Origin of the sequence: Mesorhizobium abyssinicae (assembly GCF_049887195.1) — a bacterium.
Classification (GTDB): domain Bacteria; phylum Pseudomonadota; class Alphaproteobacteria; order Rhizobiales; family Rhizobiaceae; genus Mesorhizobium; species Mesorhizobium abyssinicae.
Map to the genome: position 1 here is coordinate 184,810 of NZ_JARAKC010000009.1, position 22,617 is coordinate 207,426.

The 22,617-nt window shown below is 66.3% G+C and carries 21 protein-coding genes; 7 read left to right on the forward strand and 14 right to left on the reverse strand.

Annotation, left to right across the window (positions count from 1 at the left end; all coding sequences use genetic code 11):
• Positions 1–9: 9 nt before the first annotated feature.
• The 6 genes from PU724_RS21025 to PU724_RS21050 all read right to left on the reverse strand — a co-directional run bounded on the left by PU724_RS21025 (position 10) and on the right by PU724_RS21050 (position 5,872).
• On the reverse strand, positions 10–450 hold the full coding sequence (locus tag PU724_RS21025; RefSeq protein WP_127309758.1) for a TadE/TadG family type IV pilus assembly protein: 441 nt from the start codon (positions 448–450) through the stop codon (positions 10–12).
• Positions 447–1,052 carry a TadE/TadG family type IV pilus assembly protein gene (locus tag PU724_RS21030; protein WP_127284167.1) on the reverse strand — a complete coding sequence of 202 codons (606 nt, stop codon included), beginning with the start codon at positions 1,050–1,052 and terminating at the stop codon, positions 447–449. Before PU724_RS21030 ends, PU724_RS21025 begins: the two co-directional genes overlap by 4 nt.
• Positions 1,052–3,109, reverse strand: coding sequence for a pilus assembly protein TadG-related protein (locus PU724_RS21035; RefSeq protein ID WP_354423404.1), 2,058 nt, complete (start codon positions 3,107–3,109; stop codon positions 1,052–1,054). The genes PU724_RS21030 and PU724_RS21035 overlap by 1 nt, the downstream gene beginning before the upstream one ends.
• Positions 3,110–3,457: 348 nt before the next feature.
• Positions 3,458–5,110 carry a chaperonin GroEL gene (groL, locus tag PU724_RS21040; RefSeq protein ID WP_135859304.1) on the reverse strand — a complete coding sequence of 551 codons (1,653 nt, stop codon included), beginning with the start codon at positions 5,108–5,110 and terminating at the stop codon, positions 3,458–3,460.
• Positions 5,111–5,179: 69 nt separating this feature from the next.
• Positions 5,180–5,476 carry a co-chaperone GroES gene (gene groES / locus PU724_RS21045; RefSeq protein ID WP_006203049.1) on the reverse strand — a complete coding sequence of 99 codons (297 nt, stop codon included), beginning with the start codon at positions 5,474–5,476 and terminating at the stop codon, positions 5,180–5,182.
• 123 nt (positions 5,477–5,599) lie between these two features.
• Positions 5,600–5,872, reverse strand: a complete 273-nt coding sequence (locus tag PU724_RS21050) for a hypothetical protein (RefSeq protein WP_426213596.1) — start codon at positions 5,870–5,872, stop codon at positions 5,600–5,602.
• Here PU724_RS21050 and PU724_RS21055 point away from each other — a divergent pair.
• Positions 5,867–6,001, forward strand: a complete 135-nt coding sequence (locus tag PU724_RS21055) for a hypothetical protein (protein WP_320321699.1) — start codon at positions 5,867–5,869, stop codon at positions 5,999–6,001. The two genes, PU724_RS21050 and PU724_RS21055, sit on opposite strands and share 6 nt — an antisense overlap.
• Here PU724_RS21055 and PU724_RS21060 read toward each other — a convergent pair.
• Positions 5,998–6,759, reverse strand: coding sequence for an SDR family NAD(P)-dependent oxidoreductase (locus tag PU724_RS21060; protein WP_354423398.1), 762 nt, complete (start codon positions 6,757–6,759; stop codon positions 5,998–6,000). The two genes, PU724_RS21055 and PU724_RS21060, sit on opposite strands and share 4 nt — an antisense overlap.
• A gap of 107 nt (positions 6,760–6,866) precedes the next feature.
• Between PU724_RS21060 and PU724_RS21065 the strand changes: the two genes are divergently transcribed.
• Positions 6,867–7,763, forward strand: coding sequence for a LysR family transcriptional regulator (locus PU724_RS21065; protein ID WP_320254250.1), 897 nt, complete (start codon positions 6,867–6,869; stop codon positions 7,761–7,763).
• 6 nt (positions 7,764–7,769) lie between these two features.
• Here the strand turns inward: PU724_RS21065 and PU724_RS21070 are convergent, their stop codons facing one another.
• Positions 7,770–8,396 (reverse strand): TetR/AcrR family transcriptional regulator, encoded by a 627-nt coding sequence (locus PU724_RS21070; protein ID WP_320321696.1) that lies wholly within the window; start codon positions 8,394–8,396, stop codon positions 7,770–7,772.
• Between the two features lie 129 nt (positions 8,397–8,525).
• On the opposite strand from PU724_RS21070, the gene PU724_RS21075 reads away from it, so the two are divergent.
• The 4 genes from PU724_RS21075 (at position 8,526) to PU724_RS21090 (ending at position 13,228) form a co-directional block, all read left to right on the forward strand.
• A complete protein-coding gene (locus PU724_RS21075) occupies positions 8,526–9,707 on the forward strand; it encodes an MFS transporter (protein ID WP_354423396.1) in 1,182 nt (393 codons plus the stop codon).
• A gap of 13 nt (positions 9,708–9,720) precedes the next feature.
• On the forward strand, positions 9,721–11,001 hold the full coding sequence (locus tag PU724_RS21080) for a D-arabinono-1,4-lactone oxidase (RefSeq protein WP_354423395.1): 1,281 nt from the start codon (positions 9,721–9,723) through the stop codon (positions 10,999–11,001).
• The gene (locus PU724_RS21085; protein WP_320321694.1) at positions 10,998–12,131 is read left to right on the forward strand and encodes an alanine racemase; all 1,134 of its coding nucleotides are present in this window, start codon (positions 10,998–11,000) and stop codon (positions 12,129–12,131) included. Before PU724_RS21080 ends, PU724_RS21085 begins: the two co-directional genes overlap by 4 nt.
• 161 nt (positions 12,132–12,292) lie before the next feature.
• Positions 12,293–13,228: a bifunctional helix-turn-helix transcriptional regulator/GNAT family N-acetyltransferase gene (locus PU724_RS21090; RefSeq protein WP_320321693.1), complete on the forward strand. Its 936-nt coding sequence runs from the start codon at positions 12,293–12,295 to the stop codon at positions 13,226–13,228.
• Here the strand turns inward: PU724_RS21090 and PU724_RS21095 are convergent.
• A complete protein-coding gene (locus PU724_RS21095; protein WP_127285527.1) occupies positions 13,225–14,058 on the reverse strand; it encodes an AraC family transcriptional regulator in 834 nt (277 codons plus the stop codon). The two genes, PU724_RS21090 and PU724_RS21095, sit on opposite strands and share 4 nt — an antisense overlap.
• A gap of 148 nt (positions 14,059–14,206) precedes the next feature.
• On the opposite strand from PU724_RS21095, the gene PU724_RS21100 reads away from it, so the two are divergent.
• Positions 14,207–15,706, forward strand: coding sequence for a winged helix-turn-helix domain-containing tetratricopeptide repeat protein (locus tag PU724_RS21100; protein ID WP_354423392.1), 1,500 nt, complete (start codon positions 14,207–14,209; stop codon positions 15,704–15,706).
• Between the two features lie 14 nt (positions 15,707–15,720).
• Here the strand turns inward: PU724_RS21100 and PU724_RS21105 are convergent, their stop codons facing one another.
• From PU724_RS21105 to PU724_RS21125, 5 genes are all read right to left on the reverse strand, one after another.
• The gene (locus tag PU724_RS21105; protein ID WP_135859303.1) at positions 15,721–16,053 is read right to left on the reverse strand and encodes a hypothetical protein; all 333 of its coding nucleotides are present in this window, start codon (positions 16,051–16,053) and stop codon (positions 15,721–15,723) included.
• 29 nt (positions 16,054–16,082) lie between these two features.
• Positions 16,083–16,493 carry a hypothetical protein gene (locus PU724_RS21110; RefSeq protein WP_354423390.1) on the reverse strand — a complete coding sequence of 137 codons (411 nt, stop codon included), beginning with the start codon at positions 16,491–16,493 and terminating at the stop codon, positions 16,083–16,085.
• Between the two features lie 75 nt (positions 16,494–16,568).
• On the reverse strand, positions 16,569–19,667 hold the full coding sequence (locus tag PU724_RS21115) for an efflux RND transporter permease subunit (protein ID WP_354423388.1): 3,099 nt from the start codon (positions 19,665–19,667) through the stop codon (positions 16,569–16,571).
• A 113-nt stretch (positions 19,668–19,780) separates the two neighbouring features.
• Positions 19,781–21,355, reverse strand: a complete 1,575-nt coding sequence (locus PU724_RS21120; RefSeq protein ID WP_354423386.1) for an FAD-dependent monooxygenase — start codon at positions 21,353–21,355, stop codon at positions 19,781–19,783.
• Positions 21,352–22,491, reverse strand: coding sequence for an efflux RND transporter periplasmic adaptor subunit (locus tag PU724_RS21125; protein ID WP_354423384.1), 1,140 nt, complete (start codon positions 22,489–22,491; stop codon positions 21,352–21,354). Before PU724_RS21125 ends, PU724_RS21120 begins: the two co-directional genes overlap by 4 nt.
• Positions 22,492–22,617 lie beyond the last annotated feature (126 nt).

Here is a 22,617-nt window from a genome sequence, read left to right on the forward strand (position 1 = left end):
AGAAACGCTCTAGGCGCCCTGGTTGGGGAAGCAGGCCGTTGCGCTGAGCAGCGGCCCATTGGCCAGCGCGGTCAGGAAGGTCGGCAGCACGGTCGAGAATGTGTAGGATATCCGCACCGTCGAAAACCCGCTGAGGCCCGAGCAGGTCGTGTTGTTGTTGACGGTGATGTTGCTGCCGCTCAGCGCGATGCCGTCGGTCGCGGCCATGGTGCTGATGTAGCTGACGGTGCTGGCCGAGTTGTAGACGCCGCTTTTCGTGCACCCGCTCTGCAGCACGCCAACGCAGCGCGCCGCCGAGGTCGCGGTTTCCTGCAGCGCGTGCTGCACCCAGTACATGCGGCCGAACTCCACCGTGCCGAACAGCACCATCAGCAGCGGCACCGAAAGCAGCGCGAACTCGACCGCATTGGCGCCGGACCTGTCGCGGAGAAATGACGACAGGCCCTTCATTGCGGCTGCACCATGGCCTCGACGCCGATGTTGCCGCTCTTGACGATGCCGAGGCCGCCGAACAGCGGCGCGAACGGCCTGCTTGCGGTGATGGCCACGAACTTTCCGGAAATGCCGCCCTTGGGGCAAGCGGCGCTGCAGGTCACCGAGGTGCCCCAGGTCACGGTGGTCCCCGAAACGGTCGGGCAATAGCAGAGGTCGGCGTTGGATGCCGTCCCGCTCTGGCTCGCGGTGGCCGTGCTGGCGTTGTAGGTGATCGACGCGCCATTGTTGACCACCACCTTGATGGTGCCGCCGGTGCCGCTGAGGCCGCTGGTCACCACCGCCATGATGTTGGCGGCGAGCGTGGCGCCGCCGGTCGAGGTCACCTTGTCGGCGCCGAGCAGGGCATAATTGGAGCCGGCCGAGATCGCCGAGGTCAGATCGAATTTTGCCTTGAGCGAAGCGCCGATATCGACGGTCCCGGCTAGGATGGTGATCAGCACCGGGCTGACCAGCGCGAACTCGACCGCCGAGACGCCGGATCGATCGCGGCAGAGGGAGCGGGCGAGGGCCGAGCCGCGCAACAAGCGCGGCAGGCGGCGAAGGATGTTTGAAATCATTACTGGACCAAGCTCACTTTGCTCGCGGTGGAGGCGCTCGTGGCGGCGATGCATTCGCTCGCAGCGGCCGTGCCGCCCGACAGCGTGATGCGCGAGCCGATCATCTGCAGGCATTTGGTGGCGTCGGTGGCCGAGCCGAGCACGCTGGAGCCGCCGTTCATGATGATCGGGCCATAGGGGAAATAGAAGGCGCCGGAGATCTGCGCATTGGAGCCGCCTTCGGCGAAGGTGGCGCCGGCGGTCACCGAGGTCGAGGTCGGCCCGATCACGGCGAGCTTGGCCGTGGCGCCGGTCTGCGGCGCGGTGAGCACGATGTTGCTGTAGCCGGCCGCCACGCAGAAGACATAGCCGTTGCAGCTTCCCGAGCTCGATTTGGCCTTGCCCGACAGCACCAGCGTCACATCGGTGCCGCTGATGCTGATCGTCGAGCCGCCGCAGCTGGCGCTGCCGCCTCCGCTGCCGCCGAGCGCGAAATAGCCGTCCACCGTGTAGATGCCGGCGCCGAGCAGGATGGCGCCCGAGCCGATGAAGTTGCCTTCGATGTCGTGCTGCGCCGTGGCCGGCACGACAAAGCAGCTGCCGCCACCGCCGCCGTTCACATTGCCGACCACCTGGAACACGCCCGAACTGGTGGCGTCGGCCAGGATAGTCTTGGAACCGCCGCCGAGCGTGATGGCATCGCCATTGCTGCCGGGGCCGATCTTGTAGCTGTTGGCGGTGCCGGAGCCGAAGGTCAGCGTCGCGCCGCCGGTGTTGTTGAAGCCACCTGGCAGCTCGAACGTGCTCGGCCCGCCAAAGGTGAGCGTGCTGGTGTTGCAGAGGCTGACACGCGCGGTGCCGCCGCAGGTGTTGTCGCTGATGCCGATCTTGAAGGTGCCGGCGCCGAAGGTCGTGGTGGCGCCGCCGCCGGTCGTCAGGCCCTTGGTGAAGTTGAAGGTTCCGGCGCCGAACGTCGTTATCCCGGCGGTCGTCACCTGCTTGCCGAAATTGTAGGTGCCGGCGCCGAAGGTCGTGGTTCCGGCCGTGGTCAGCGTCTTGGCGAAATTGTAGGTGCCGGGGCCGAATTTGGTCGTGGCGCTGGTCGTGAGGTCGCCGGCGATGTTGTAGACGGTGCTCGCAGCACCACTGGTGGCGAAATTGAGGTTGATGCCACCGCCAATGGTGATGGTGCCCAGGTTGACCGTGGTCTTGCTGCCGCAATTCAGCGTCCAGGTCGAGGTCGCCGATGCCCAGCTGGCCGTGCAGCCGAGCGTGGTTGCCTGGCTCTGCGTCGAGCTCTGGTTCCACGCGAAGGCGATATCGCTGCCGGTGGGGGTGGTCGGCGCCGTCGGCGCGCTCGTCGTCGAAAGCGCCGCCACGGTGGTGATACGGGCGACGGCGGCGGTGACGGCCGTGTTGCCGGCCAGCGGATCGGCCGTGTACTTCTTGGAGATCGTGCCGGTGATGCCGCTGCAGGGCTGGCTTGGCGCCGTCGTCGAATTGTAGGTGACGCCGATCGCCGAGATGGTCGTTCCGCAAGGCACCGTCACCGTGTTGTTCGAGGAGACCGTGCATTTCGGCGCGTTGATCTTGGTGCCGCCGGAAAGCGTGATGCCGGTCTGGGTGCCGTCGAGCGCCAGCATGCAGCCGGGCGTCGACGCCGCCGCACCGACTTCTGCGATCGAGTTGGCGTGGATGTTCAACTGCTGGCGGTCCTGCAGCACCCGCGCCAGGATCAGCGATTTCGGCGTGTTGATCGTCACCGAAACAGCTTTCATGCCGCTGGTCTTCGGCGACGTCACCAGCGAGGCCTGCACGTCGACCGCGGGCACCCCGTTGAGGACGGCGACATTGACCGCCGTCGCCTTCATCTGATCGGTGGACTTCGTAGCGTTGTAGGCAAGCGCGCCGGCAAAGGCCGAGAGGTCGGCGATGCGCTGGTTGTCGGAGCGCTCGACCAGGGCCCCGCCATATTCGGTGACCAGCGCCGCCATGCCGATGAGCAGCGGCAGCACCAGGGCCGAGATGATGAGGACGTTGCCGTCACGGCTACGCGAAAACCGCCGGAAAATCTGCATGAGGCTGACCTGAAGAACGCTGCAATCTCGAGCAACCTGGCGGTGCTCCGTTCTTTAGTAACCGTGAATGTGTTAAAATTTATTGTCCTACAATTTCTGGCTCGGTTCACAAGCGCTTGATCGAAATAGCTGATTTGGTTGACAATTTGCTCAGGAAAGAGTCAGCGGGCAGGACTTAGAGCCGCAAGGCCTTCGCTGACGCAGCGCCAAGCGACAACGAAAAAGGGCGCCTTTCGGCGCCCTTTCCGTATGCTTCGCGAGAGAGGCTGGATTAGAAATCCATGCCGCCACTCAAGCCCGCTTGCGGGCTTGAGCATTGTTAGTTGATGGGCGTGCTTTATGGACTTCTTAGAAGTCCATGCCGCCCATGCCGCCCATGCCGCCGCCGGGCATGCCGCCGGGCATGCCGCCAGCCGACTCCTTCTTCGGAGCCTCGGCGATCATGGCTTCGGTGGTGACCAAGAGGCCGGCGACCGAGGCCGCGTCCTGCAGGGCGGTGCGAACGACCTTGACCGGGTCGACGATGCCCATGGCGATCATATCGCCATATTCGCCGGTCTGGGCGTTGTAGCCGAAGGTGGCGCCCTTGTTGTCCAGGATCTTGCCGGCAACGATCGAGGCTTCAGCACCGGCGTTGGCCGCGATCTGGCGGGCCGGAGCCTGCAGCGCGCGACGCACGATGTTGATGCCGGCGGCCTGGTCGGAGTTGGCGCCGGTGGCCTTCAGGTTGCCCGAAGCGCGCAGCAGGGCCACGCCACCGCCGGCGACGATGCCTTCTTCCACGGCCGCGCGGGTCGCGTTCAGCGCGTCGTCAACGCGGTCCTTCTTTTCCTTGACTTCGACTTCCGTCGCGCCGCCGACGCGGATTACCGCGACGCCGCCCGCCAGCTTGGCGAGACGCTCCTGCAGCTTCTCCTTGTCGTAGTCCGAGGTGGTCTCCTCGATCTGCTGCTTGATCTGGGCGACGCGGCCCTGGATCTCGGCCTTCTTGCCGGCGCCGTCGACGATGGTGGTGTTCTCCTTGGAGATCGACACCTTCTTGGCGCGGCCGAGCATGTTGAGGCCGACGTTCTCGAGCTTGATGCCGAGGTCTTCCGAGATGACCTGGCCACCGGTGAGGATGGCGATGTCTTCCAGCATGGCCTTGCGGCGGTCACCGAAGCCCGGCGCCTTGACGGCGGCGATCTTCAGGCCACCGCGCAGCTTGTTGACGACCAGCGTGGCCAGGGCCTCGCCTTCGACGTCTTCCGAGATGATGAGCAGCGGCTTCGAAGTCTGCACGACAGCCTCGAGCACCGGCAGCATGGCCTGCAGGTTGGAGAGCTTCTTCTCGTGGAGGAGGATGTAGACGTCCTCGAGATCGGCAACCATCTTGTCGGCATTGGTGACGAAGTAGGGCGAGAGATAGCCGCGGTCGAACTGCATGCCTTCGACGACTTCGAGCTCGGTCTCGGCGGTCTTGGCTTCTTCAACCGTGATGACGCCTTCGTTGCCGACCTTCTGCATCGCTTCCGCGATCATGGCGCCGACCGACTCGTCGCCATTGGCCGAGATCGTGCCGACCTGGGCGACTTCCTCGGAGGTCTTGATCTTCTTGGCGGCCTTGCCGAGCGCCGCGACGACTTCGGTCACGGCGAGGTCGATGCCGCGCTTCAGGTCCATCGGGTTCATGCCGGCGGCAACCGCCTTGTGGCCTTCCTGGACGATCGACTGCGCCAGGACGGTCGCGGTCGTGGTGCCGTCACCGGCGATGTCGTTGGTCTTCGAAGCGACTTCGCGGACCATCTGCGCGCCCATGTTCTCGAACTTGTCCTCAAGCTCGATTTCCTTGGCGACGGTGACGCCGTCCTTGGTGATGCGCGGGGCGCCGAACGACTTGTCGATGACGACGTTGCGGCCCTTGGGGCCGAGGGTCACCTTCACCGCGTCGGCGAGGATGTTGACGCCGCGCAGCATGCGCTCGCGGGCATCACGGGAAAACTTTACGTCTTTTGCAGCCATTGTAAGCTCCTGTCAGGGGTTCGGGTCGAACCCGCAGATTCAAGATTCAGTTGACGGTGAGGCCGATGTTCAGCCGATGATGCCCATGATGTCGGATTCCTTCATGATCAGAAGGTCTTCGCCATTGAGCTTGACTTCGGTGCCGGACCACTTGCCGAACAGGATGCGGTCGCCGGCCTTGACGTCCAGCGGCACGAGCTTGCCGGCCTCGTCGCGGGCGCCGGAGCCGACGGCGATGATCTCGCCTTCCTGCGGCTTTTCCTTCGCCGTATCCGGGATGATGATCCCGCCGGCGGTCTTGGATTCGGATTCGACCCGGCGAACGACCACGCGGTCATGAAGCGGGCGGAACTTGGACTTTGCCATTAGTGTCTTCCTCGATGAGAACGGTGAGAACTGTTCCTCCATCCGGCGAGGCCGGATATGAGTTAGCACTCACGCAAGGCGAGTGCTAACGTGGCGCTGAGATAGGCCGGAGGGTTTCGAGAGTCAAGGCGCGCGCAAGGAGCGAACCGCGCGAAATTTTTCCCGGCCCGCATTCGCACGAGGAACGCGGTCTTTCGCCGACGGGATCGCGAAGGAATATATCGGTGCCCTTAACGCCTCGGCGCGCGCAGCACCAGCAACGGGCATCGTTCGGCGCAAAGTCTCGTAAAGGGCGACGATACGATCCGCCGCGAACCTGTTCCGGTTCCCGACGAGCTTCGCGCTATAAGGCGTGAACTTGGTTTCGATTATGGCAAGTTCGATTTCGTCATGCATGAAGGCAGGGCGGTGCTGCTCGATGCCAACAAGACTCCTGGGCGAGCCAGGCGCCTTTCGAGCTTCGTCGCCGCCGGCAATTCAAATCTCGCCGACGGCTTCGAAGGGCTGATCCGCCAGGTTACCTAGATATTCATGCCGCCCGAGACTTCGATGCGCTGGGCGTTGACCCAGCGATTGTCCTGCGACAGCAGCGAGGCGATCATCGGCCCGATGTCGTCGGCGACGCCGGTCCGGCCGAGCGCGGTGACGCCGGCCACCATGCGGTTGATCTCGGCATTGTCGCGCACATGACCGCCGTTGAAGTCGGTGGCGATTGCGCCCGGCGCCACGGTGTTGGCGGTGATGCCGCGCTGGCCGAGTTCCTTGGCGAGATAGCGGGTGAACACCTCGATCCCGCCCTTCATCATCGCATAGGCCGACGAGCCGGGTGCGGCAAAGCGGGCGAGACCGCTGGAGATGTTGATGATGCGGCCGCCGTCATTGATCAGCGGCAGCAGCGCCTGGGTGAGGAAGAACACGCCCTTCAGGTGGGTGTTCATCAGCGTGTCGAATTCCTCCTCGGTCGTCTCGGCGATCATCTTGCGCAGGCCGGTGCCGGCATTGTTGACGAGATAGTCGAAGCGGTCGCGCTGCCAGGTCTCCTTCAGCGTCTTCTTCAACGCCTCGGCGAAGGCGGGGAAGGTGGCGACGGCGCCGGTGTCGAGTTGGAGCGCCGCGGCGCGGCCGCCGGCAGCGTCGATTTCGGCGACAGCCGCCTCAGCTTCGTCGGCGCGCGAGTGATAGGTAACGATGACGTCGACGCTCTTGCGGGCGAGGCTGAGCGCGGTGTTGCGGCCGAGGCCGCGGCTGCCGCCGGTGATAAGAGCGATGGGCCGGGTGGTCATGGCGAGAACTCCTTCTGTTTTGGATGGAGATGCATATACTCGCCTTGCTGGACGATATAATCGGGCACGGATTGCCAACACTATTCATACTGTGCGAACAATCACCGATGGACAGGTTCGACAGCATGCGGCTCTTCACCCGCGTCGTGGAACGGCGCAGCTTCACCGCTGCCGCCGCCGATCTCGGTCTGCCGCGCTCCAGCGCCACCGCCGCGATAAAGCAGCTGGAGGAGCGCCTGGGTGTGCAGTTGCTTCGGCGCACCACCCGCCACGTCACGACGACGCTCGACGGCGACGCCTATTACCAGCGCTGCATCGGCATCCTCGCCGACATCGAGGACGCCGAGGGTGGCTTCGGCGCGCATGAGGTGCGTGGGCGGCTCAGCATCGACATCAACGGCAACCTGGCTCGCACCGTCGTCATCCCGGAACTGCCGGCGCTGCTCGCCCGCTATCCTGGGCTCAGCTTGCATATCGGCGAGGGCGACCGCCTCGTCGACCTCGTGCGCGAGGGCGTCGACTGCGTGGTGCGCGCCGGCACGCTGCCGGATAGCGACATGATCGCGCGCCGCATCGGCATCGCGCGCGAGACGACGCTCGCCAGCGCCGACTATGTCGAGCGCCGGGGCCTGCCGCGTGACCTGGACGAGCTGGCTGGCCATGTGATGATCGGCTTCGTCTCGTCGCGCACCGGGCAGGTGATGCCGCTGGAATTCACCGTCGACGGCAAGGTGCGCGAGATCGTGCTGCCGTCGCGGGTCACGGTTTCCAACTCCGACACGGCCGCCACGCTGGTGCTCCAGGGTTTCGGCCTCTACCAGGCACCGCGCCGCCGTTTTACCGATGACATCGAGGCCGGTCGTCTGGTCGAGGTGCTTCCGGACAATCCGCCGACGCCGACGCCGATCTCGGTCCTCTATCCGCGCAGCCGCCAGCTGTCGCCAAGGGTGCGGGTGTTCGTCGACTGGCTGGTGGAGATTCTTGGGCCGAAGCTGGATCCCTGATGCCGATCAGAGGAACAGCCGCAACTGCGTGTGGATGATCGACCGGTAGTCATCGATCGTGCGCCGGCTCTCCGCTTCATCCTGCGTCAGCGCCAGCCGCACCACGCCGCCGGCAAGCTGGAAGACCAGGAAAACCACGCGGCCGAACGCCTCGCGCCGCTCCGGCTCAAGCATCGGGCCGACATGGTCGCAGAACATTTTCGCCTGCTGCCTGGTCTCGGCGATGTCGAGGTTCTGCAGCGCCTTGTCGGCCTGGATCGCGTTCTGCAGGTCCTGGATGGCCGGATCCGCCGCCACGCGACTGTAGTAGTCGTCGAGCAGCCGATCCGCGGCCGACGTCACCTCGTCCACCCCGCGGATCCCGGCGATGATGGCGCCGAAGCGCGCGCGGCTCTCCTCCGCGAAGCGCTCGTAGAGCATCGCCAGGATCGCCGATTTGTTGGGGAAATAGTGATAGACAGTGGCGATCGGTCCGCCGGCCAGCGCTCCGACTTCCTTCATCGTGACGGCGTCGATGCCTTTCTCGCCGATCAGCCGCATGGTCGTCGAAAGGATCGCGTCGATGCGCTCGCGGCTTCGCTCCTGCTTCGGCCTGCGCCTGGGCGCCGTCGCCAATCGCCTTGCTTCGCTCATTGCGCCCGATCCTCTCGCGAGAGGTCCAAAATTCCGGTTGACAAGAAACATGATTAACTATCAGTTTCCAGAAATACTGACAGATTGTCAGTTTTTTGGCGATGCGGCAAGGACGTTGAGGAGGCGCCTTTGGTTACACAAGCCGGCGAGACGGACGGCGGCGACTGGCTGGTCGGCAATCCGAGCGGCCTGCAGCTCGCTTCGGCGCTGTGGATCGGCTCGGTCGGCCTGCTGATCCTCGGGCTTCAGCCGGTGCTGCTCGGCGCGCTCTACACCGAAGGCCATGTCACCGGCGACGAGCTGGCGCTGGTCGCCACCGCCGAGATGATCGCCATCGCTATCGGCTCGGGCGTCGTGGCCATGGCTCTGTCAGCCCGCAACATGCGCTGGAAGAGCGTCATCCTCCTGCTCCTGCTGACGGCGGCCAACTGGTGGACGGCCTACGCCGCCGGCGCCAACGCGCTGATCGGCGCGCGCAGCCTGGCCGGGCTTGCCGAGGGCGGGCTGGTCGCCGTCGCCACCGAGCTGATCGCCCGCTCGCGCCGCGCCGAGCGCATCGGCGGCTATTTCGTCACCGTGCAGACCTTGGCGCAATGCGCGCTGGCGCTGACCCTGGCGCTCTATGTCGTCCCGGTCGCCGGCGCGTCCGGCGGCTTCCTCGCCCTCGGCGTGGTCTGCCTCGCCTCGCTGGCGGTCGCCTGGATCGTGCCGGACGACTATGCCGACCTGCCGAAGGAAGAGCATTTCGCCAATGTGCTGACGCCCGGATCGATCGCCGCGCTGCTCTCGATCTTCTGCTACTTCATGTTCTTCGGCGCGATCTGGGCCTTCCTCGAGCCGCTCGGGGCGCAGTTCGGCATCGACGGCCGCACGGTCGGCCTGATGGTGTCGGCAAGCCTCGCCGCTCAGGTGGTAGGCGCCCTGACCGCGACGGTCTTCGAGGCGCGCCTCGACTATCGCCTGGCGATCACCGCCATCGGCGCCGTCGCTCTTGTCTGCTCCCTGATTTTCGCCAGCGGACCTGGCCTGACGATATTCTGGGTCGCCGCTTTGGTGATGGGCTTCATCCTGCTGTTCATCGTTCCCTACCAGATCCGCCTGGCGATCACCGCCGACGAGACCCGCACCGCGGTGCTTCTGGTGCCGGCGGCCCAGCTCTTCGGCCTGGCGATCGGCCCGATTGCCGCCTCGCTGCTGATCGAAAAGGATTTCCGGCCGGTGCCGGAATTCGCCGCCGCCAGCGCCGCCGCCAGCGTCGCGCTGTTCGGCCTGTTCATCCTCGTGACGCGGCGCCGCCGCGCCGTCGCCTGAGCGGAGAAGCGCGATGCCGAACGCCTGGAGCAACTGGTCGGGCCTGGTGCAGGCCGCGCCCAAGCTGATCGCCACTCCCGCTGATGCCGGTGAGCTTGCCGATCTGGTGCGCATCGCGCCCGGTCCGCTGCGCGTCGCCGGCGCCGGCCACTCCTTCACGCCGCTGGTCAAGTCCGACGGCACCATCGTCTCGATGGAGAAGATCGAGGGGCTGGTCTCGCATGATGCCGCGACCAGCAGGGCGCGGCTGCGAGCCGGCACGAGGCTCGGCCCGCTGATGCATTTGATGCAAGGCATCGGCCAGGGCCTGCCCAACATGGGCGACATCGACAAGCAGGCGATCGGCGGCGCGCTGGGCACCGCCACGCATGGCTCCGGCCCGAAGCTCGGCGCCTACCATACGCAGTTGGAGACGCTGCAGTTCGTCGACGGGACAGGGAAACTGCGCGAATACAGCCGGGCAGGGGACCAGGACATGATCCACGCCACCGGCGTTGCGCTCGGCGCCTTCGGCATCCTCACCGAAGTGACGATGAACAACATGCCGACCTACCGCCTGCGCCGCCGCAAATGGGTGCTGCCGATCGCCGAGATGCTGAAAGACTTCGAGACGATGATGGCTGCGCATCGTTCGGCCGAGTTCTACTACATCCCGTTCTCCGGCTACGCGCAGTTCATCGCCAGCGATCTCTCCGACGCCGCGACCACCGCGCGACCGACCGAGGAGGACGAGGCGGGGCTGGCGACGCTGCGCAAGCTGCGCACCGCGCTCGCCTGGCTGCCGTCGCTGCGCCGTCGGCTGATCCTGGGCGCGATCGCCAAGCTGCCGGCCGAGGACTATGTGCAGGACTGGCTCAACGTCTATGCCAGCGATCGGCAGACCAAGTTCAACGAGATGGAATATCACCTGCCGTTCGAGGAGGGGCCGAAGGCGCTGGCCGAGATCATCGAGCTCACCGAGAAGCGCTTCCCGGAAGTCTACTTCCCGATGGAGGTGCGTTCGGTTGCGCCGGACGAATTCTGGCTTTCGCCCTTCCACAAAAGGCTCACCTGCTCGATCGCCATCCACCACGATGCGGCCAACGATGCCGAGCCCTTCATGCGGGCGGCCGAGCCGATCTTCCGCAAGTATGGCGGCAGGCCGCATTGGGGCAAGATGCACAGCCTGAAGGCCGCGGATTTCAAGGAACTCTATCCGCGCTGGGATGACGCCATGGCGGTGCGGCGCGATATCGATCCCGAAAACCGCTTCGTGTCGCCCTACATGGCCAGCCTGTTCGGCATCGACACATGAGCGCCTATTTCGCCGATCTCTCCGAGGCGCTGAGGCAAGCCGGCATCTTCCAGCCCGCGCTCGTGCTCGACCGCGACCGGCTCGACCGCAACATCGCGCTGGTGAAGGAAAGACTGGCGCCGGGCCTCGCCGTGCGGCTGGTCGACAAGTCGCTCGCCTCCATGCCGCTGCTCCAGCATATTGCCGGCGGGCTCGGCTCCAGCCGTTTCATGACCTTCCATCCGCCGATTACGCAGGCCGTGCTCGACGCCTTTCCCGAGGCGGATCTGCTCTACGGCAAGCCGATGCCGGTCGGCGCGGCGAGAGCCGCGCTCACCAAGGGCGGCGCCGGCTGGTCGCGCGTCTGCTGGCTGATCGACACCGAACATCGGCTGGCCGAGTATGGCGCGCTGGCGGCCGAACTTGGCACCGACCTGCGCTTTGCCTTCGAGGTCGATGTCGGGCTGCATCGCGGCGGCTTCGCCAGCCCCGAAGACCTAAAGGCGCTGACCATCCCGAACGGCCTGCGCTGCGAAGGCATCATGGCCTACGAGGCGCACGCGCCGGAAATCCCCGGCCTGTTCGGCGGCCAGGGCGGCGCGCTGAGGAAAGCCCAGGCGCTGGCCGAGGAATTCGCCGACAGCCTCGGCGAGGACCAGCGCCGCATCCTGAACATAGGCGGCTCGAAGACGGCGTTGCTGCACCATGGCGGGGTCGCCAACGAAGTCTCGATCGGCTCCGCTTTCGTGCTGCCCAGCGATTTCGACGTGCCCGGCCTGGATGGCCTCCAGCCTGCTGCCTTCATCGCGACGCCGATCCTGAAGGTGGTGGAGCCGGTGCTGCCGGGGCCCGCCTCGGTGTCGCGGATGCTCACGGCGCTTGGCCTGTTCCCGCGCAAGGGCTGCTATCTCTACGGCGGCAAGTGGATGGCCGGGCCGGTATTTCCGCAGGGCATGAAGGTGAACGGCCTGATGGGCCTGTCCTCCAACCAGCAGTTCATGGCCCTGCCGGCCGGAGCCGACGTGAAGCCCGGCGACTGCGCCTTCCTGCGTCCGACGCAGAGCGAGGCCGTGCTGCAGCATTTGGGCTCGATCGTGGTGTTTTCGGCCGGACGCATTGTCGAGCGCTGGCCGGCCTTGCCGATGGGGTGAGGTGGCCAACGGCCGTTGCCGTGATCCTTGGCGCCCCCTCTGTCCGGCAGGACAGAAGCGCTGTCCCGCCAGCCTCAGGCGTTCTGCCTGGTGCTTCGAGCAAGCATTTACTTGACTAAGTCAACTAAATACCCGATCTTCTCCCTGACAGGAGAAGCGCCATGACCATCCATCATCCACCCGGCAAGGAGCGCATCGACGCCGTGCGCGCCTTCAACCGCTTCTACACCCGCCAGATCGGCCTGCTCGACGAGGGCCTGCTGAAGAGCCCGTTCTCGCTGACCGAGGCGCGGGTGCTTTATGAACTCGCCCATCACGATGGCCTCGTCGCCAGCGACCTTGTTCGCGACCTCGGCCTCGACGCCGGCTATGTCAGCCGTCTCCTGAAGAAATTCGAGGAACGCCGCCTCGTCGAGCGCGCCGCTACCGAAGCCGACGCCCGGCGCTCCTCGATCGCGCTGACACAGGCGGGGAGGGATGCTTTCGCGCCGCTCAACAAGGACTCGCATGCGCAGGTCCAGGCCTTGCTCGACAAGCTCCCGCCGGCCGAGCAGGACAGGCTGGTCAAGGCGATGGGCACCGTGCAGCGCCTGCTCGGCGATCAGCCGGAACCCAGGGTGCCGTATGTATTGCGTCCTATGCAGGTCGGCGACATCGGCTGGGTCACGCGCCGGCAGGGCCTCATCTATGCGCAGGACTATGGCTGGGACGAAACCTATGAGGCGCTGGTCGCCGAGATCCTGGCTGAGTTCGTCAGGAAGTTCGACCCGAAATGGGAGCGCGCCTGGATCGCCGAGCGGGAAGGAGAGGTCGTCGGCTCGGTCTTCCTCGTGCGCAAGTCGGACGCTGTGGCGAAACTGCGCCTGCTCTATGTCGAGCCGTCCGCGCGCGGCCTCGGTATCGGCAAGCGGCTGGTCGATGAATGCATCGGCTTTGCCCGCGCCAAAGGCTACAGGACGCTGACGCTGTGGACCAACGACATCCTCGTCTCGGCCCGCCGCATCTATCAGGCGGCGGGCTTCGAACTGGCGGAAGAAGAGCGTCACCATTCCTTCGGCAAGGATCTGGTCGGCCAGACCTGGAATTTGGAGTTCTAGCCCTTCACCGGTATCCAGATCTCGAGTCCGCCATTGCCGCTGCGCGGATCGAATTCGGGGCCGTAGCGCTCGAACTCCGGCGCGTCGGCGACCTCGTGGCCGGAGGCCGGCAGCCATTTGTTCCAGATCGTGTTGACCGTGCGGCGGATGGTCGAGATGTGCTCGCGATGCGAGAACACGGCATATTTCTGCGCCGGCACGCGCACGCGGAAGAACTCCTTCGGCACTTCCGAGAAATCGCTGACCTCGACGCCGGCGACATAATCGAAATTGCCGGCGTCGTCGCCGTTGACGCAGACGCCGTAGGCGACATCGCCGGTCTCGCCGGGGATGTTGCCGATATAGGGTCCGAAACGCTGCCACAGCATCGGAATGCCGGCGCTGGTCTCGCAGCTGTAGCGTTCGCCGAGCCCGGCGATGAGGAAGGGGCGGCTGGTCTCGAAGCGCGGCGGTTCGAGATTGCTGAGAAACGACTGGTCCATCAGGATCGGCTCCACGAGGTCTAGGGTGTCGGTCGAGCCTTGCGCGCGAACCAGTTCCGGCGTGGTGCCGAACAGGTCGCGGAAGGCGCGGGTGAAAGCCTCATGCGAGCCGTAGCCGGCATCGAGCGCGACCGAGAGGATGTCGGGCGCGCCGCCGGCAAGCTTGCGCGCTGCCTCGCTCAGCCGGCGCGCGCGCATGTAGCCCATCACCGAGCGCCCCGTGGCGGCGCCGAAGGCGCGCGTCACGTGGAAGCGCGACACGCCGCTGCTTTGCGCGACATCGTCGAGCGAAATCGCGTCCGGCAGATGGCTTTCGACAAACCACAGCGCTTTCTCGGTCGGGTTCATGGTTCCTCGCATTTGGCCGGCCGACGATAATGCCCGCGCGGACTGCCAGTTTGATCCAAATTGCGCACTGGGCAATAATGCGTCGGTCATGCCCCGTCGATGTGGGAATCGAAGCGGCATGATCCTTGTCCGGGGAAGGGGTGTCCCGATGAGCACGGCGGCTGCCGATCAGGTATACCGGTTTGGCGGGTTCACGCTCGACCTCGCCATGGGCACGTTGCGCGGCGTCAACGAGCCGCTGTTCCTGCGCCCCAAGGCCTACGCCCTGCTTTCGCATCTTGCCCGCAACATGGGCCGTGTCGTGCCGAAAGCGGAGCTGATGGACGTTGTCTGGCCGGGCGTCTACGTCACCGAGGATTCGCTCACCCAGTCGGTGCGCGAAATCCGCAAGGTGCTTGGCGAGGATATGGTGCGCACCGTCTCCAAGCGCGGCTACATGCTTGCCGCGGAGGCGGAACCCGCGCCCGAGATGAGTTCCCAGCCGATCGTGGCGGTCGTTCGCTTTCGCAACGAGAGCGGCGATCCGGCCGACGAAGCGATGGTCGACGGCTTTGCCGAGGATCTGATCAACGGCGTGGCCCGCTTCGGCACGGTCACCGTGCTGGCGCGCAATTCGAGCTTTTCCTTCTCCTCGTTCGGCCGTGGCGAGTGGCCGCAGATCCGTGCCCGCATCGGCGCCGACTACCTGGTCGAAGGATCGCTGCGCCGGCAGGGCGAGCATGTCGTGGTGGCCGTCAGCCTGGTCGACATCGCGACCGCCAGCCAGCTCTGGGGCGACCGCTACCAGTCGCAGGGCGCCGGCCTGTTCGCGACCGGAGGCGAGATCGTCGAGCAGATCGTCAGCCGGCTGGTCACGCGGGTCACCAATGCCGGGCTGGAGCAGGCCTCACGCAAGCCGGTGACCAGCCTCGCCGCCTATGAGCTTCTGCTGCGCGGTTTTGCGCTGCTGCGCGATCCGGCCCAGACCGACCAGCGCGGCGCCGAGGCATTGTTCGAGGCGGCCATCGCCAAGGATCCGAATTATGGGCTGGCCTACACCTATCTCGCCCTGGCGCGCTCGCTGGACGGGGAGTTCGGCCGCGCCAGCGACGCGGTGCTGCAGGACGCGCGTGACCTTGCCGACAAGGGCCTGGCCTTGTCGCCGGACCAGCCGACCGGCCATCGCGTGCAATCGCTGATCCGCCTCTATATGCGCGACCACGAGGCGGCCGAGCACCACATGCGCATCGCGCTGCAGCTCAATCCCTGCGATGCCGACAGCATCGAGCAGATGGGCATGCTGCTGACCATGCGCGGCCGGCCGCTGGAGGCGCTGACCTGGCTGGCGCGCGGCATCCGCATCGATCCCTTGCACCCGCACTGGTACCAGTTCGACCGTGCACTGGCGCTCTATATGATGGGGGAATACCGGCAGGCGGCGGAAGCGCTGGAACTGGCCACGCGTCCGGCACCCTGGATCCGGACGCGACTGGCGGCCTGCTATGCCCAGATGGGCGACATGGAGAAGGCGCGGCGGCAGATCGCCCTCATCGAGGAGGGCGATGCTTTTGCGCCGCTCGACTACGCGCTGCGCGGCGTGCCCTTCGAGAACCGGGCAGATGCCGAGCATCTCGCCGAAGGCGTGCGACTTGCCCTCGGCGAGGTTTAGCCCGAGGCCGATCGTCAATCGACGACGACCACGATGTAGCGGCCCTGATAGGCCCGGTAGTAGGTGCCACCGCAACGCCAGACGTCGAAGCCGTTGACCTTGGTGCGGACGCAGCCGGCCGGCAAGGTCGCGACCCAGGCGGTGGTGTGCCTCAGCACCCTCCATGTCGTGTTGCGGCGGGCGACGCCGGCGGCGCTGCGCGGCGTCCAGGGATGGCCGACGCGGGCCTCGGCCGCGCCGACCAGCGACAGCGCCGGCACCGTGCCGCCGATGATCTCGACGGCGGCCATGCCGATGGCGAGCAGGGCAGCGGCCGAACGCATTTTCGTTATTGATTTCATACGCATGTTCTCTCTCCTTAAGGCTCGATCGAAGTTCAACGGGGGGACGCGGCAAGGCGGGCGGTGCCCGCCAGAGCCGCGAGGTGAGCAACCACGAACAGAAAGTGCGCCGCGGTTATGACGTAGCCGACGACGAGCACGTCGGCGGCGATGAAGAACTGCCAGAACAACAGGTTTGCCGTTCCGAGCAGCATGTGGACAGCAGCCAGGAAGGCATGCCAGGTCCGCGAATAGGCGATGCGCGAGAGCGTGACCCCGATGATCAGGGCCAGTCCGTGCGCCTCGATGAAGCCGATGCCGGTGCCGGGCGCGTCGGCGAGCAGTATGGCTTCGGCGCCGCGCCCGAAGAACGAGCCGGCAATGTCGGTGGCGAGCCCGCCGGCCGATGCCAGGATCAGGAAGCCGGCGTTGACGCGGATGAGCAGGTTTCCAAAGAACGGTATCATGGTCGTTTCCTTCGGTTTCGTGTTTGGCTGCCACGGCGGCATTCCGCCGTGGCTTGGCCGGGATGCGTCGCCGCCTCAGGCGGCGATGGCTTGCGGCTCGGCGATCGCCACGGCGGCCGCCGCTGCTGTCGTTTCGGCCGGCGCCTTGATGCCGAACCAGGTGACGTAAAGCGTGGGCAGGAACACCAGCGTCAGCACCGTCGCCACCATCAGGCCGCCCATCACCGCATAGGCCATCGGCCCCCAGAACACGGTCGGCGCGATCGGGATCATGCCGAGGATGGCGGCCGCCGCAGTGAGCAGGATCGGCCGCAGCCGATGCGTGGTGGCGCTGATCACCGCGGCCCACGGTTCCTCGCCGGCAGCGATGTGCTGGTCGATCTGCGCGATCAGGATCACCGAGTTGCGGATCACCATGCCGATCAGCGACATCACGCCGAGGATGGCGACGAAGCCCATCGGCGCGCCGGAGATGAGGAGCGCGCCGGCGACGCCGATCAGCGCCAGCGGAGCGGTGAGCAGCACCAGCACCAGGCGCTGGAAGCTCATCAGCTGGATCATCAGGACCGTCGCCATGATGAACAGCATCAGCGGGAAGACCACGAAGATGCTGGCCTGCGCCTTGGCGCTGTCCTCGATCACGCCGCCCTGTTCGACGCTGTAGCGGGCCGGCAGCTCCGCTTTGAAGGCGGTGATCGCCTTCTCCAGCTTGCGCGTCACCGCGGTAGCATCGCTGCCCGGCGCGACGTCGGCCTGGACGGTCACGGTCGGCAGGCGACCACGGCGCCAGATCAGCGGCGGCTCGGTCTGGTAGGAGAGCTTGGCTACCTGCTCGAGTGGCACGCGGCGTCCGCCCGAGGCGCTGATCGTCAGGCCGCGCAGCGTGTCGATGCTGGCGCGTTCGGACTCCACGGCGCGGGCGACGATGTCGACGAGGTAGGTGTCGTCGCGCATCTGCGTGATCTTCGAGCCGGACAGCACCGCGTTGATCGTCTCGGAGAGCTGCTGCGAGGAGATGCCGAGTGCACGCGCCCGGTCCTGGTCCACTTCGACCTTGACGACCTTGGCCGGCTCGTTCCAGTCGTAGTTGATGTTGCGCACCGCGGCATCGCTGCCCAGCACCTGCGCGAACTGCTGCGCCAGGCTGCGCGTCCTGTCCGGGTCCGGACCGCTGACGCGGAACTTCAGCGGCCAGCCGACCGGCGGTCCGAGCTCTAGCGGCGTGACGCGGGCCATGACATCGTCGAAGCCGGTCGACAGCTTCTTCTCCAGCCGGTCGATGACGGCCTGGCGCACGGCGTGGCCCTTGGTCACCACCACGGCCTGGGCGAAGAAGTCGTTGGCGAGCTGCGCGTCGAGCGGCAAGTAGAAGCGCACCGCGCCCTGACCGACGTAGAAGCTCCAGTGGTCGATGTCCGGGTCGGCCGCGAGCAGCTTCTCGACGCGCTCCACCACCGCGTCGGTCGCCTTGATCGAGGCGGTGCGCGGCAGGGTGAGATCGACCATGACCTCCGGCCGGTCGGACTTCGGGAAGAACTCCTGGCCGACGAAGCCCATGGCCACGACCGACAGCGCGAACAGCCCGGCGGTCGCCGACAACACCAGCCACTTCGCCCGCATCGCCATTTCGAGCAGCGCCTGGAAGCCGCGGGCTATGCGCGACGGCTGATGGCTGTCATGGCCCTTGATGCGCTCCGGCAGCAGGAAGACGCCGGTGAGCGGCGTGAACAGCACCGCAACGATCCAGGAGACGACCAGCGCGATGCCGACGACCGCGAACAGCGAGAAGCAGTATTCGCCGGCGCCGCTCTTGGCGAAGCCGACCGGCACGAAGCCGGCGATCGTCACCACCGTGCCGGTGAGCATCGGGAAGGCGGTCGAGGTATAGGCATAGGTGGCGGCCGAGATCTTGTCGTGGCCTTCCTCCATGCGCGAGATCATCATCTCGACCGCGATCATGGCGTCGTCGACCAGGAGGCCGAGCGCGATGATCAGCGCGCCCAGCGAGATACGCTGCAGCGAGATGCCGAAATACTCCATGGTGACGAAGGTGATCGCCAGCACCAGCGGGATGGCTACCGCCACCACGATGCCGGGGCGCCAGCCGAGCGCCAGCAGCGAGACGGCGAGCACGATGGCGATCGCTTCGCCGAGGCTCTTGGTGAACTCGCCGACGGACTCTTCCACCACATGCGACTGGTCGGCGACCAGGCCGAGCTCGGCGCCGAGCGGCAGCTCGGCCTCCATCTCGTGCATCTTCTCCTTGACGTTCTCGCCCAGCGCCAGCGCGTCGCCGCCAGCGGTCATCGACACCGCGATGCCGACGGCCGGCTTGCCGTTGAAGCGGAACATCGGCTGCGGCGGATCGGAATAGGCGCGCTTGACCTCGGCGACGTCGCCCAGCCGGAAATAATGGCCGTTGGCGTAGAAGTTGATCGCCTTCAGGCTCTCCTCGGAGGTGAAGGAACCGGAAACGCGGATGGCGATGCGCTCCGGGCCGGCATCGACCGTGCCGCTCGGCGTCAGCGCGTTCTGCGCCTGCAGCGCCTGCGACAGCGTGCCGACGTCGAGGCCGAGCGCCGCCACCTTCTGCGTCGAGAATTCGAGGTAGATCTTCTCGTCCTGCTGGCCGACCAGATCGACCTTGGCGACATCCTTCACGGTGAGCAGCCCGGCGCGCAGGCTGCTGGCCAGGTCCTTCAGCTCGCGATGGCTGAGACTGTCGGAGGTCAGCGCGTAGATCAGCGAATAGGTGTCGCCGAACTCGTCATTGTAGAACGGGCCCTGGACGCCGGACGGGAGTGTCGGGTTGATGTCGTCGAGCTTCTTGCGCACCTGGTACCAGAGCGGCTGCACCTGGTCGCCGGCGACCGTGTCCTTGAGGTTGACGAAGACCACGGATTCGCCGGGCTTGGTGTAGCTCTTGACGTAGTCGAGGTCGGGAAGCTCCTCGAGCTTCTTCTCGATGCGGTCGGTGATCTGCTCCACCGTGTCGCTGGTCGTCGCGCCCGGCCACATCGTCTTCACCACCATGGTCTTGATGGTGAAGGGCGGGTCCTCCTCGCGGCCGAGGCCTTGATAGGCGTAGAGGCCGGCAAGCGCCGCCGCGATCATCAGGTAGATGACGAAGCTCCGGTGGCGCAGCGCCCATTCGGAAAGGTTGAAGCTGGTCATGATGCAATCCCTCTCAGCGCGCGTGAAGGCGCGTTCCGCCGGCGTTTGCCGGCCAGCGAAAAATGATGGTTGGGTTCGGACCGCGCCCGCCGCGTGGCGGGCGCCGTCGCAAGTCAGGCCAGGCTGTGCATGGTGCCCGGCACACGGTAGGGCGCGCGCTCGGCGGTCCTCGGCCTGATGGCGAGGCCGGCGAGGTAGCGCTGGAAAGTCGCCGCCTCCTGGACGGGCGAGGCGAGCGCGACATGGCCGTCCGGTCTCACCAGATAGGCGCCGTCACGCTGCAGGCCGGCTTTGCCGGCCGCTTCCGACCAGGCGAAGGCATGGACCGGGATGCCGGCCGGCGCGAGCATCGCCCGGAATTCGGCGTTGACCTCGCCATAGACATGGATCTGCCAGTCGAGCGAGCGCAGCGGCTCGAAATTGTCGCCCCTCGCGCCGACCACATAGGGCAGGCGGTCGCCGCCGCTGACCTTGCCGGCCGTGCCCGCGCTGATCGGCCCGGCGCGGTACTCGATCGCCGCCTGCGAGATCACGCCGAAGAAGGCGCGCGAGCCGAACGACGTGTGCAGCGCGGCGTTCATGATCTTCGGCATCAGATAGCGCCGGAACAGGCCGACCAGCCGCGAGCGGCTGGTGACGAAGCGGAACACCTTGTCGGTGCTTTCGATCAGCTTGTGGGCGAAGGCGATGCGCTCAGGCTCGTAGCTGTCGAGCAGGCGCGCATCGGCACGGCCTTGGACCACGGCGGCGAGCTTCCATGCAAGGTTTACCGCATCGCCCATGCCGGTGTTCATGCCCTGGCCGCCGGCCGGGCTGTGGATGTGGCCGGCATCGCCGCACAGGAATACGCGGCCGGCGCGGAAGCGCTCGGCGACGCGGTGGTGGACGCGGTAGGTCGAGAACCAGTTGACCTCATGGACCTTGACGCCGGTGTCGCGTTCGACATCGGCGCGGATCGCCTCGAAGGTGATCGTCTCGTCCGCCTCGTGCGCCTTCGGCACGATGCCGATCAGCCTGACCGAACCCGACTGCCGGACCGGCATGACGATGGCGAAGCCATAACTGCTGATCGTCGTGTCCATGCCGTTGGGCGTGATTTCGCCGCTGCCTTTCACGTCGGCGACGTAGAAGGACTGCTCGTAAGTGCCGCCGGGGAAGCCGATGTTCAGCCCATGGCGAACGGCGCTGCGGGCGCCGTCGCAGCCGGCGAGATAGGCCGCGCTGACGGTCTCGGTGCGGCCGTTCCTGCTCAGCGTCGCAATGACCGCTTCGCCCTTGTCCTGGAAGGCGACAAGCTCGGTGTCGCGCTCGACCTCGACGCCGGCGCGCTCGAGATGCGTGATCAGCAGGCGTTCGTGGATGTCCTGCGGCAGCGCGAAGGCGAAGGAGTACGGGCTGATGCCGCGGCCGAAATCCGACAGCGGCAGCCGTGCCGCGACGCCAGCCGGCGTGTGCAGGGTCAGCCGCTCCAGCCGCACGCCTGCGGCGAGCACGTCGTCGACGATGCCGATCTGGCGGTGGAACTCCAGCGTGCGGGCCTGGACCGCGAGCGCGCGCGAGGTCTCGCCGGGAGCGGCGGCCTTGTCGAAGATGCGCACCGGCACGCCGAGCCTGGTCAGCCACAGCGCCAGCGTCAGGCCGGTCGGACCGGCGCCGGCAATCAGGACCTTGGTCTTTGACATGTTCATTTTTCTTCCCCTTCAGCGGTGCGGACTTTTTCATGTTCGCGCAGCCGGTTGACGCCGGCGGTGACGACGATGTCGCCCTTGGCGAGGCCGTCGCTGACGACGACGCGGTCGGTCTCGTAGCGGGCGACGGCGACGGGCCTGAGCTCGACGGCGGATGTCGCGGTGACGACCCAGACCGCCGGCTTGCCGTCCTTGTCGAACAGCGCGCTGCCGGGCAGCACCACAACCGGCGCGCTGGCGATTTCGGCGCGGCCGCCGACGCTGGCGCCGAAGCGCATTTCGGCGGGCGCATTCTCGAGCGAGACCTTGACCTGGAAGGTGCGGGTCGCGGCGTCGGCAACCGGCGCGATCTCGCGCACGGTACCGGTTGCCGTGATCGCCGGATTGCTGAGCAGCGAGACCGTGACCTTCGGCGGCCGCCTGGTGTCGGGCGTGTTGGCGAAGGCGGCTTCGGCGATCGAGAACACCGCGTCGCGGCTGCTCGGATCGGCGACGCGCGCCACCATCTGCCCGACATTCACGGACTGGCCGGCTTCGGCGCCGGTGGCGGTGACGATGCCGTCGAAATCGGCATGCAGCTCGGTATAGCCGAACTGGTCTTTCGCCATCTGGAAGGCGATATTCGCCGACTTCAGCTTGGCCTCGGCTGAACGCAAGTTCTTCAGCGTCGCATCGTAGCTGGCGCGTGTCGTGAAGCCCTTGGCGAGCAGCGCGCCGATGCGGGCCTCGGCTGCGCTCGCCTCGACCAGCACGGCTTGCGCCGCCGCGACATCCGCCTCGGCGCTGAGCAGCCGGTTGCGGTAATCCTGGTCGTCGATGCGGGCAAGCACCTCGCCCTTCTTCACCGTCGAGCCGATCTCGGCCATGCGTTCGATGAGCTTTCCGGAAACGCGAAAACCGAGGTCGCTCTCGAGCCTTGGGCGGATCTCGCCAATGGCGGTGCGGATGTCGGCATTGGCAACCGGCGTCACCTCGACGGCCTTGACCAGCTTCGTCTCCGGCGCGTCAGGCTTTGCGTTCGAGGCTTCGCTTCTGGCGCCATGCCAGACCATCGCGGCGCCGCAGGCAAGGACGGCGATCGATCCGGCGACAAGGCGGCGTCTCAGCGGCCTGTTGTGAAGAAGTTCGGCAATCATGTTGTCTCCATGACCAAGGTTGCGGCCGCGCTGGGAGGATGCGGCGACCGGAAAATGCGTTTGGCTGGGGACGATCGGGCGTTGCGGCCTGTCTTTTGCCAGCCCGATCTTTTTGCGACTCCGGGT

Excerpts from the sequence above, each read along its gene's own strand:
- PU724_RS21025 (WP_127309758.1), bottom strand. The coding sequence starts at position 450 with ATGAAGGGCCTGTCGTCATTTCTCCGCGACAGGTCCGGCGCCAATGCG.
- PU724_RS21030 (WP_127284167.1), bottom strand. The coding sequence starts at position 1,052 with ATGATTTCAAACATCCTTCGCCGCCTGCCGCGCTTGTTGCGCGGCTCG.
- PU724_RS21035 (WP_354423404.1), bottom strand. The coding sequence starts at position 3,109 with ATGCAGATTTTCCGGCGGTTTTCGCGTAGCCGTGACGGCAACGTCCTC.
- groL (WP_135859304.1), bottom strand. The coding sequence starts at position 5,110 with ATGGCTGCAAAAGACGTAAAGTTTTCCCGTGATGCCCGCGAGCGCATG.
- groES (WP_006203049.1), bottom strand. The coding sequence starts at position 5,476 with ATGGCAAAGTCCAAGTTCCGCCCGCTTCATGACCGCGTGGTCGTTCGC.
- PU724_RS21055 (WP_320321699.1), top strand. The coding sequence starts at position 5,867 with ATGCATGAAGGCAGGGCGGTGCTGCTCGATGCCAACAAGACTCCTGGG.
- PU724_RS21050 (WP_426213596.1), bottom strand. The coding sequence starts at position 5,872 with ATGCATGACGAAATCGAACTTGCCATAATCGAAACCAAGTTCACGCCT.
- PU724_RS21060 (WP_354423398.1), bottom strand. The coding sequence starts at position 6,759 with ATGACCACCCGGCCCATCGCTCTTATCACCGGCGGCAGCCGCGGCCTC.
- PU724_RS21065 (WP_320254250.1), top strand. The coding sequence starts at position 6,867 with ATGGACAGGTTCGACAGCATGCGGCTCTTCACCCGCGTCGTGGAACGG.
- PU724_RS21070 (WP_320321696.1), bottom strand. The coding sequence starts at position 8,396 with ATGAGCGAAGCAAGGCGATTGGCGACGGCGCCCAGGCGCAGGCCGAAG.
- PU724_RS21080 (WP_354423395.1), top strand. The coding sequence starts at position 9,721 with ATGCCGAACGCCTGGAGCAACTGGTCGGGCCTGGTGCAGGCCGCGCCC.
- PU724_RS21085 (WP_320321694.1), top strand. The coding sequence starts at position 10,998 with ATGAGCGCCTATTTCGCCGATCTCTCCGAGGCGCTGAGGCAAGCCGGC.
- PU724_RS21090 (WP_320321693.1), top strand. The coding sequence starts at position 12,293 with ATGACCATCCATCATCCACCCGGCAAGGAGCGCATCGACGCCGTGCGC.
- PU724_RS21095 (WP_127285527.1), bottom strand. The coding sequence starts at position 14,058 with ATGAACCCGACCGAGAAAGCGCTGTGGTTTGTCGAAAGCCATCTGCCG.
- PU724_RS21100 (WP_354423392.1), top strand. The coding sequence starts at position 14,207 with ATGAGCACGGCGGCTGCCGATCAGGTATACCGGTTTGGCGGGTTCACG.
- PU724_RS21105 (WP_135859303.1), bottom strand. The coding sequence starts at position 16,053 with ATGCGTATGAAATCAATAACGAAAATGCGTTCGGCCGCTGCCCTGCTC.
- PU724_RS21110 (WP_354423390.1), bottom strand. The coding sequence starts at position 16,493 with ATGATACCGTTCTTTGGAAACCTGCTCATCCGCGTCAACGCCGGCTTC.
- PU724_RS21115 (WP_354423388.1), bottom strand. The coding sequence starts at position 19,667 with ATGACCAGCTTCAACCTTTCCGAATGGGCGCTGCGCCACCGGAGCTTC.
- PU724_RS21120 (WP_354423386.1), bottom strand. The coding sequence starts at position 21,355 with ATGAACATGTCAAAGACCAAGGTCCTGATTGCCGGCGCCGGTCCGACC.
- PU724_RS21125 (WP_354423384.1), bottom strand. The coding sequence starts at position 22,491 with ATGATTGCCGAACTTCTTCACAACAGGCCGCTGAGACGCCGCCTTGTC.